At 67.3% G+C, this 8,609-nt stretch carries 5 protein-coding genes; all 5 read right to left on the reverse strand.

The window, feature by feature from the left end; all coding sequences use genetic code 11:
- Positions 1-2,193: excinuclease ABC subunit UvrC (uvrC, locus tag HMPREF1023_RS14450; RefSeq protein WP_009307183.1), on the reverse strand; the 2,193-nt coding region annotated here is incomplete at its 3' end.
- 216 nt (positions 2,194-2,409) lie between these two features.
- Positions 2,410-2,838, reverse strand: a complete 429-nt coding sequence (locus HMPREF1023_RS14455) for a hypothetical protein (RefSeq protein WP_009307184.1) — start codon at positions 2,836-2,838, stop codon at positions 2,410-2,412.
- A gap of 694 nt (positions 2,839-3,532) precedes the next feature.
- Positions 3,533-5,734 carry an ATP-dependent helicase gene (locus HMPREF1023_RS14460; protein ID WP_009307185.1) on the reverse strand — a complete coding sequence of 734 codons (2,202 nt, stop codon included), beginning with the start codon at positions 5,732-5,734 and terminating at the stop codon, positions 3,533-3,535.
- Positions 5,735-5,820: 86 nt separating this feature from the next.
- Positions 5,821-6,765, reverse strand: coding sequence for a lysine exporter LysO family protein (locus HMPREF1023_RS15325; RefSeq protein WP_009307186.1), 945 nt, complete (start codon positions 6,763-6,765; stop codon positions 5,821-5,823).
- A 65-nt stretch (positions 6,766-6,830) separates the two neighbouring features.
- Positions 6,831-8,513, reverse strand: a complete 1,683-nt coding sequence (locus tag HMPREF1023_RS14470; RefSeq protein ID WP_015760791.1) for a serine hydrolase domain-containing protein — start codon at positions 8,511-8,513, stop codon at positions 6,831-6,833.
- Positions 8,514-8,609: the final 96 nt, after the last annotated feature.

Genomic DNA, 8,609 nt, shown 5'->3' on the forward strand with positions numbered 1-8,609 from the left:
CACCCGGTACAGCTCCTCGGCCACCTCGACGGGGACGACGCGCGCCTCCTTGATCTCTTCGAGCGTGGCGCTCTTCAGGTTCTTGAACGACTTGAACGCCTTCAGCAGCGCCTTCTTGCGCACCGGCCCCATGCCCGTCACGTCGTCGAGGATGGAGGCCGTCATGCCCTTGCCGCGCAGCTCGCGGTGGAACGTGATGGCGAAGCGGTGCGCCTCGTCGCGGACCTGCTTCACGAGGTACAGCGACGCCGAGCCGCTGGGCAGCACCACCGGCCCCGTGTCCTGCCAGGGCACGAACAGCTCCTCGTCGCGCTTGGCCAGACCGCACATCGCGATGTCGTCGATGCCCATCCGCTCGAACATCTCGAGCGCCGCCGACAGCTGCGGCTTGCCGCCGTCGAGAATGATGAGGTCGGGCTTGCTGCCGAAGCGCTCGTCGGCCATGCGCTCGGGCGCGTAGCGGCGGCCCATCACCTCCTGCATGGACAGGAAGTCGTTCGCCTCGTCGAGCGGCGTCTTGATCTTGAAGCGGCGGTACTGGTTCTTGTCGGGCTTGCCGTTCGTGAACACCACCATCGAGGCCACCGTGTAGGAGCCGTGGATGGTGGAGATGTCGAAGCATTCGATGCGCATGGGCGGCTCGTCGAGGGCCAGCGCGCTCTCCAGCTGCAAAAGCGCGTTGTTGATGCGCTTGTCGTCGTAGTTCGTGCGCACCTTGTAGCGCATGAGCGTGTGCTTCGCGTTCGTCTCGGCCATGCCCACGAGCTCGGCCTTCTCGCCCTTCTGCGGCGCGGTGATGCGAACCTTCGCCCCGTAGGCGCTGGCCAGCTTTTCGGTGAGCCATGCCTCCATGGCGGCCTTGTCCTCGGGCTCGTCGCGCAGGATGACCTCGTGCGGGATGGACGTGGTGGCGTCGTAGTAGCGCAGCAGGAACATGTGCAGGAGGTCGTCGTCGGGCACGTCCTTGCCGCGGTCGAGCACGAACTCGTTGGAGTTGATGATGCGGCCTTCGCGCACCATGAACACGTGCACGCCGGCCACCGTCTCCTCGCGGAACAGGCCCACGACGTCGGCGTCGAGGTTGCGCGTTGACACCGCATGCTGCTTGTCAGTGAGGCTGTTGATGGTGTCGATGCGCGCCTTGATGCGCGCGGCGCGCTCGAAGTCCAGCTCGGCCGCCGCCTCCTGCATCTCGGCCTGCAGCTCGTCGACGAACTCGCGGTGCTGGCCCGACAGGAAGCGCTCGATGCGCTTGACGTGGACGCGGTACTCCTCGGGCGTGATGCCGCCGCAGCAGGCGCCGGGGCCCAGGCCCACGTGCGCGTCGAAGCACGGGCGGGCGTCGTGCGACATGAGAGCGAGCGGGTCCTTCTCCAAACGGCGCTTGAGCTGGCGCCAATCGGCGCACGACGTGGCGCACAGGGGCACGACGCGCCGGGCGATGTCCACCATGTCGCGGGCGGCGCGACTGTCGGTGTAGGGACCGAAGTACTTGGTGTCCGCGCGGTGCTTCTCGCGCGTGTACTTAATGGCAGGGAACACGTCGCCCTTCGTGAGCGCGATGAACGGGTAGGACTTGTCGTCCTTGAAGTCGGCGTTGAAGAACGGCGCGTGCTGGTTGATGAGGTTCTTCTCCAGCACGAGCGACTCGTGCTCGTTCTCCACCACGATGTAGTCGAAGCTGTCGATCTGGTCGACCAGCAAAGGGATCTTCGCGCGCTCGTCCTGGAAGTTCACGTACTGGCGCATGCGGGCTCGCAGCTGCTTGGCCTTGCCCACGTAGATGACCTGGCCTGATTTGTCCTTCCAAAGGTACACTCCCGGCAGCGTGGGCACGCTGTTCAGCTCTTCCTTGATGCGCTCGAGCTTGGCGCGCTGGCCGGTTTCGGCGCGCGCGGCGTCGGCGTCGTGCTCGCGCGCAGCGCGTTCGAGCGATGGCCGGCGGCGGCCCTCGCGTTCGAGGCGCTCGTCGTCGCGCAGCTCCCCCGCGTGGAGCGAGGCGTCGCCCGTCAGGCGCTCGACGCCGCCCGCATCGGGCATGCCGAGCACGGCGTCCGATGCAGCCGCCCCGTCGCCGGGCGCGGAAGCATCGTCGGATGCGGAAGCGTCAGCGGGCGCAGGAGCCCCGTCGAATGCGAGAAGCCCTTCGTCGAGCGGGCGCTTGCTTTGAGTGGTTTCGTTGAGATCGTCCATGCGGCCAGTATAGCAAACCGCACAAGCGTTCCCCTGAGCGCACGTTCGCTCCACGCGGTTTGCAGAAGAGAGACGGATCGCGGAAGGCGTTTCGCCGAGCGCACCGCCGACGAATCCGGTCGGGAACGGCACGGCATTCCCCTATCGGCAATCCGATGCGGCAACATGCCACGCACACGAATGGATGCTTCACATGACACATCCTCGGCAGTGCTACTACTTCACGGCGACGTAGCGGGCGTAGACGGCTACGCGGTCGGGAGCGTCGAATGGGAAGATCGGCTGCGACACGTACACGTGCGCTGCGGGCCATGCGGAAGGAGCGCCTTTGTCCACCGTGCGCGGAAAGCCGGGGTCCGGACCGTACGAAGACGTGGCGCACAGCACGTACCAGAGCGGCTCTTCCGTGCCCTCGTCGCACACGGAAACGCAGAACCCGATGCCCTCCCCCGTGTCCCCGTCCAAACGGTACGAGTCGTCATAATCGACCGCAAGCGACGAAAAGAGCGACGTCGGCAGCATGACGTCGTAGTACGGCGTGTCGACCGTGGTGTACAGAGGCTCCTGCGACGACTCCGCCGCGCACCCGGCGAGCAGCACCGAGACCGTCGCCAGAGCAAACCCGATCATGGCGATCCGCCGCATGCCTCCTCCTTTCGCCACCGACAGTATACCATGCGAACGAATGTTCCGACTCCTTGTTTAACGCACAATCCTCGATCATGCAGTGCGCCTCTCCCTCCGGCCGGGGACGTCGGACCGCGGCGGCGTCCGGGGGAGTTTGCCCGGATCGCACGGGAGCGAAGGCTGCGGAAGCGGGAAACAGGGCCGCCCGTGCAAGTTTTTCGACTTCGTGGCAAAGGACGTCGTTCGCGACCGGGGGTTTAGCCTCGGCGCCTCTCGATGCCCGGTCGCTCCTTCCCGATGTAGACGCAAAACGCCCGGTGAATAAGCCGGTCCTCGGAAGCTGCTTGCCACGAAGTCGAAAAACTTGCAGAACCGGCCCGAAAACCAGCGCTGGCGGAGCGCTCGCAGCCGAGCGGGGCGTGGACAGCCGGCGCGGACAGCCCGCGGCAGGCGCCACCCTTCCCCGCAGTACCTCGCCCGCACCCCGCCCGGACTATGAGCGAACGAATGTTTCACGTGAAACATCTTGCAGAAGAGCGAATGGCTGCAGCGAAACGGATGTTGGCTCCAGGCGTACGATGCGGACCGCCGAGCAGGATTCGGGGCTCGGGTGCAGAAGCAGACCCTCGAGGAGGCAGCGCAGGACGCGAACCGCGTATGTCGCGAGCGCTTGGACGCCGAGCGCGAAGGAGCTCGGAGCGGAAGAGGTTCGTCAGGCTTGCTCGAGCTTGGCTTTGAACGAGATGGTGCGCGGCGTGTCCAGATCGTCGAACGCCACCTCGTAGGCGCGCTTCTGGGAATCGACCGCCAGCACGCGCCCGGAGCCGAACGCCGCATGCGTCACGCGGTCGCCCACCGCGAAGCGCGCGTCGCGGACGAGGTCGGCGATCCACCGGTCGGCGAGCGCGTAGGCTGCGCGCGCGTCGTCGAGCTCGCGCTCGGCGGGCTTGTTCGAGAACTCGAGCGCCGCCGGGTCGATGTCCAGCAGGAAGCGCGAGGGATAGCGCGGCGCGCCCTCGTGACCGCGCCCTTCCGCCTCGGTGAGGTACAGCCCGTCGCGCGCACGCGTCATGGCCACGAACGCCAGCCGCCGCTCCTCCTCCATGCCTTGCGGCGTGTCGGTCTTGCGCGACGGGAGTACGCCCTCGGTCATCGAGCAGAGGAACACGTGCGCGAACTCCAGACCCTTGGCCGCATGGACGGTCATGAGCCGCACCTTGTCCTGCGCATCGTCCATAGCGTCGGCGTTCGTGAGCAGAGCCGTGTGCGCCAGATAGTGCTCAAGCGTCACCTCCTCCCCGCACGTCGTCTCGAACTCGTATACGGATTGCTTCAGCTCGGCCAGGTTGTCGAGCCGCTCCTGGCTGCCCTCGGTGCGCAGCGCGCGCTCGTAGCCGCTTTCCGACAGCACGGCCGCCAGAACCTCGGACACCGGCCGGCCCTCGTACGACGAGCGGAAGCGGTCGACCAGCTGCAGCAGCTGGCGCGCCTTCGTGCGCTTGAACAGATCGTCGTCTACGAAGCGCTCGAGCGCCTCGAACAGGCTGCATCCCAACTCGTCGGCCTTCTCGCGCAGAAACGCCATGCGCCGGGCACCCAGGTTGCGCTTGGGCGCATTCGCCACGCGCGCGAAGTCGAGGTCGTCCTGGTAGGCGACGAGGCGCAGGTACGACAGCGCGTCCTTGATCTCGCGGCGGCCGAAGAACGGCACGCCGCTGTACACCGCATGCGGTACCTCCGCGCGCAAAAGCGCCTCTTCCACGGGCCGCGACGCGTAATGGGCGCGGTAGAGCACCGCCATGTCGCGGTACGCCACGCCCTCGCCGTGCAGCGCAAGGGCGCCCTGGGCGATCCACGCGGCCTCGCCGTCCGGGCTCTTGGCATGGCGCCACACCGTGGGGCCGTGAACCGAGCGCATGGCCGCCAGCCGCTTCGGCACGCGCTCGCGGTTCTTCTCGATCAGCGAGTTCGCGACGGCCACCACGCGCGGCGCCGACCGGTAGTTTTCCAACATCATGACGGTGCGCGTGCCGGGGAACCGCTTGTCGAAGTCCAGCAGGTAGCGCACGTCAGCCCCGCGCCAGGTGTAGATGGTCTGGTCGGGGTCGCCCACCACGAACAGGTTCTTGTGGTAGCCGGCCAGCACCTCCATGAGCTCGTGCTGCAGGCCGTCGATGTCCTGGAACTCGTCCACCATGATGTACTCGAGCCGCTTCTGCCATTTGAGCCGGATGTCGGGGTTCTGCTCGAACAGGTACAGCACGAACACGATGAGATCGTTGTAGTCCAGCCCGAAGCACTTCTTCTCCTGGTAGAGGTAGCCGTAGAAGATGATGTCGCGCGCGTCCGTCGCGTCGAGGTACTTCTGCCTCAGGCCTTCGAGCGGCATGGCCAGCATGTCGCGGTAGTATCCCGGGCGCTCTTTCAGTTTCATGATCTCGATCATGTCGCGCGCCTTCGAGAACGTCATGTCCCGCAGGGTGAGCCCGCGCTCCTCGTAGATAACCTGCAGCATGGCATCGATGTCGGCGTTGTCCAGCACGAGAAAGCTCTTCGGGTACTGCAGCGCGTGGCCGTCCTCCTGCAGCACCGACACGCAGAAGCCGTGGAACGTGTTGATGTAGCCGGTGTCGTTGTCGCCCGTAAGACGCCGGATGCGGCGGCGCATCTCGCCTGCCGCCTTGTTCGTGAACGTGGCGCACAGGACGTTGCCGGGCATGATGCCCAGCTCGTTCACCAGGTAGGCGAAGCGGTGCGCGAGCGCCAGCGTCTTGCCCGTGCCGGCCCCGGCGATCACGCGCACGTACCCCTCGGTAGCCGTGACGGCCTCGCGCTGCGCCGCGTTCAAGCGCGGCGCATCGTCCCCGAGAAGGCCGTGTCGGTTTTCCGCTTGCATGTCGATCATTTGTTCCATAGGGTTCAGTATACCAGAAAACGCACAGATGTTCCCGAACAAATGTTTCGCGCGAAGCATTCGGCGCACGAAAAAACCGCCGCTCCCTACATGAATTGATGGAACGCCTCGATCAGCACGGGGACCAGCGCGGAGCAGATGACGCCGTTCAGCACCGAGAGCACGACGGTCTCGCCGTTCGTGCAGCGGATGAGCATGGGCAGCGTGGTGTCCTCGCTTGTGGCGCCGGCCGGCGCGATGCACGTGGGATAGTTGAGATGCTTGGCGATCCAGGGGATGCTGAAGAACGACACGAGCTCGCGCAGCAGGTTCGCCAGGAACGTGATGCTGCCTACCTGCGCTCCGGCGATGTCGGTCATCATGACGCCCGCCAGGCTGTACCATCCCAGGCCCGACGCCACGGCGGCGCCCGTGGGCAGCGACATGCCCGCGAGCGGCGCGCAGACGAGCCCGCCGAGCACGGATCCGGCCACTATGCCGGCCGGGATGATGAGCACGCGCACATGGTACTGGCGCAGCTTGCCCAAGAGGCCGCGGCTGCCGCCCACGCTGATGCCCACGAAGAACATGAGCGCGTAGAGGACGGCTTCCGAATGATCGGCCACAAGGTCGACCGGCGCGAGCGAGACGCCCGAGAGGCCGTACGCCGCTCCCAGCGAGAGAGCTCCCACCGCCACGCCGATCATGACGGCCTCGCCGCGCGCATCCGCGCCGCCCTCGGCATCGTCCTGCGCCGCAGACACATGCCGGCCCGCCGGACGCCGGGCGATGTCGGACATGAACAGGTTCGTCAGCGCGTACACGGCGATCGTCGAGAACGCCACCGGCACGAGGCAGAACAGGATGCTGGCCCATCCCACCTGGCCCAGCTCCTCCAGAAACGAATCGCGTCCGGCGAGCAGCACCCCCATCGAGAAAATGAGCAGTCCAGTGGCCGCGAGCGTCAGCTTCTCGTTCAGCCCTTTGAGCCGTGCAGGAAACACCGTCGCCCCTACGAGCACGCCCGCCGCCATGACCGCCAGTATCTCCACGACTCCCCTTTCCATCGATCAGCGTGCGGGCGCGTCGCGCGCCCGCACGTCGTAGGGGAGCTATCTTACCGCATGATCGAAGGCGGCGGCTCGTCGTTTCGAAGCGTTACGGCCGCCGCCAGCCTCACCGCGCCTGCGACGACGAGCAGCCCCGCGCTCGCCAGAAGCACCGTCGACACGTCGGGGGAGAACGTCAGCAGGTCGCGCCACGGAACGCCCCAGACGAAAGGAAGCGCCAGGATGCAAGCGGGGAGCGCGACGTGCAGCAAGACGCCTCGCACGAGCAGCATGCGCAGCGACCGGGCGCGTACGATCGGCGCGACGCCTCCCCTGCACGCTGCGGAAAGCCGGCGCCGCCACCGACCCGTCAGCAGCAACGGCGAGACGGCGAGAAGCAGGGCGCTCGCGTACAGCACGTCGACGCGTTGGCGCCACGCCCATGTCCACGCATCGTCCATCGGCTGCCCCGTCCCGCCGATGGCGACCGACACCACCCCGCCGACCAGGTCGAAGAACCGGATGTTGCCGCCCGCGTTGTCGTTGGCGTCGCTCAGCGCCACGATGCCGATGCCGCGCTCGGGCAGCAGGCACATGCTGGCAGTGTAGTTCTCCACCTGCCCGTCGTGGGACAGCACAAGCTCGCCGTCGTCCCACGAGAACGACGTCCAGCCCATGCCGTAATACGTATCGCCCTCGGGGTCGGGAACGCGGTCGAGGAACATGCGCCGCACGCTGTCGGCGGACAGCACGCGCGCGCCGTCGCCGCCCATGCCGCCGTTTAGATACATCCGCAGGTAGGAGGCCATATCCCGCACGCTGGAAGCCACGTAGCCCGACGCGGGACCGCCCCATGCGCCGTCGCCTTGGGCATGCCGGAACCCATCGGCCACAGGCAGCCCGAACCAGTCGCGATGGCCCGGCACCATGCCGAGCGCCTCCGCTCGCGCCGGATCGGCCGTCGTCGAAGCCATGCCGAGCGGCTCCAGCACGTGCTCATCCAGGTAACGAGCGTAGTCCTCGCCCGAGGCTCCTTCCACCACGCGCCCCAGCAGGTCGTAGTTCGCGTTCGCGTACGAGAACGCCCCGAACGTCTCTCCCAGCTCGCCGTCGGCGGCTTCCGCGAGCGAATCGTAGGCGCCGAACCCGCTCGTTTGGTTGAGCAGGCTGCGCACGGTCACCTCGTCGGGCACGTCGTAGCCCGGGGCGTAGCGCGACGCGGGCGCGTCCAGATCCACCGCGCCCTGCTCAACCAGCTGCATGACGGCCACCGCCGTGAACGATTTGCTGAGAGAGCCCACGACGAAAGGCGCGTCCGCGTCGGGGCAGTCGCCGAACGTGCGCAGGTAGCGCACGCCGCCGGCATCCACCACCGCTACCGCCAGCCCGGGCGCACCCGCTCGCGGGAAGTTCGCGGCCAAGTAGGCGTCCATGCGCGCGGCCAGCTCATCGCCCGTAGGCTCGAGCCCTTCGGGAGACGCCCCTTCGTCGGCCTCGTCGAGATCGGCGGCGGACGCCTCCGCGTCGCCGGGATCCTCCGGGTCGTCCGAAGCCTTCGCCTCGGTCGCACCTCCGGACTCGGCCTCGCTCGCCGCGCCGTCCTCCGACACGGCCGCCTCGCCGCCTGCAAGCGGCAGGACGGTCGCCTCCCCCGACGCGCAGGACGGCAGCAGAAGCGCGCATGCGGCCAAAGCCGCCGCCACCGCGGCCGCGACGATACCGCACGTCGGTCTTTCGCTCCGGCGTCCCATGCTAGAAGCTGCTGTACACGAACTGCACCGGCTCGCTCAGCCCCGAGAAGACCACGAACCACCCCAGCGCCAGCGCCAGCGCAACCACCGCCAGCG

The organism is Eggerthella sp. 1_3_56FAA (assembly GCF_000185625.1).
In the GTDB taxonomy this organism is placed as follows: Bacteria; Actinomycetota; Coriobacteriia; order Coriobacteriales; family Eggerthellaceae; genus Eggerthella; species Eggerthella lenta.

Bases quoted from the DNA above. Each gene is read 5' to 3' on its own strand.
- HMPREF1023_RS14455 (WP_009307184.1), bottom strand. From the start codon at position 2,838: ATGCGGCGGATCGCCATGATCGGGTTTGCTCTGGCGACGGTCTCGGTG.
- HMPREF1023_RS14460 (WP_009307185.1), bottom strand. From the start codon at position 5,734: ATGGAACAAATGATCGACATGCAAGCGGAAAACCGACACGGCCTTCTC.
- HMPREF1023_RS14470 (WP_015760791.1), bottom strand. From the start codon at position 8,513: ATGGGACGCCGGAGCGAAAGACCGACGTGCGGTATCGTCGCGGCCGCG.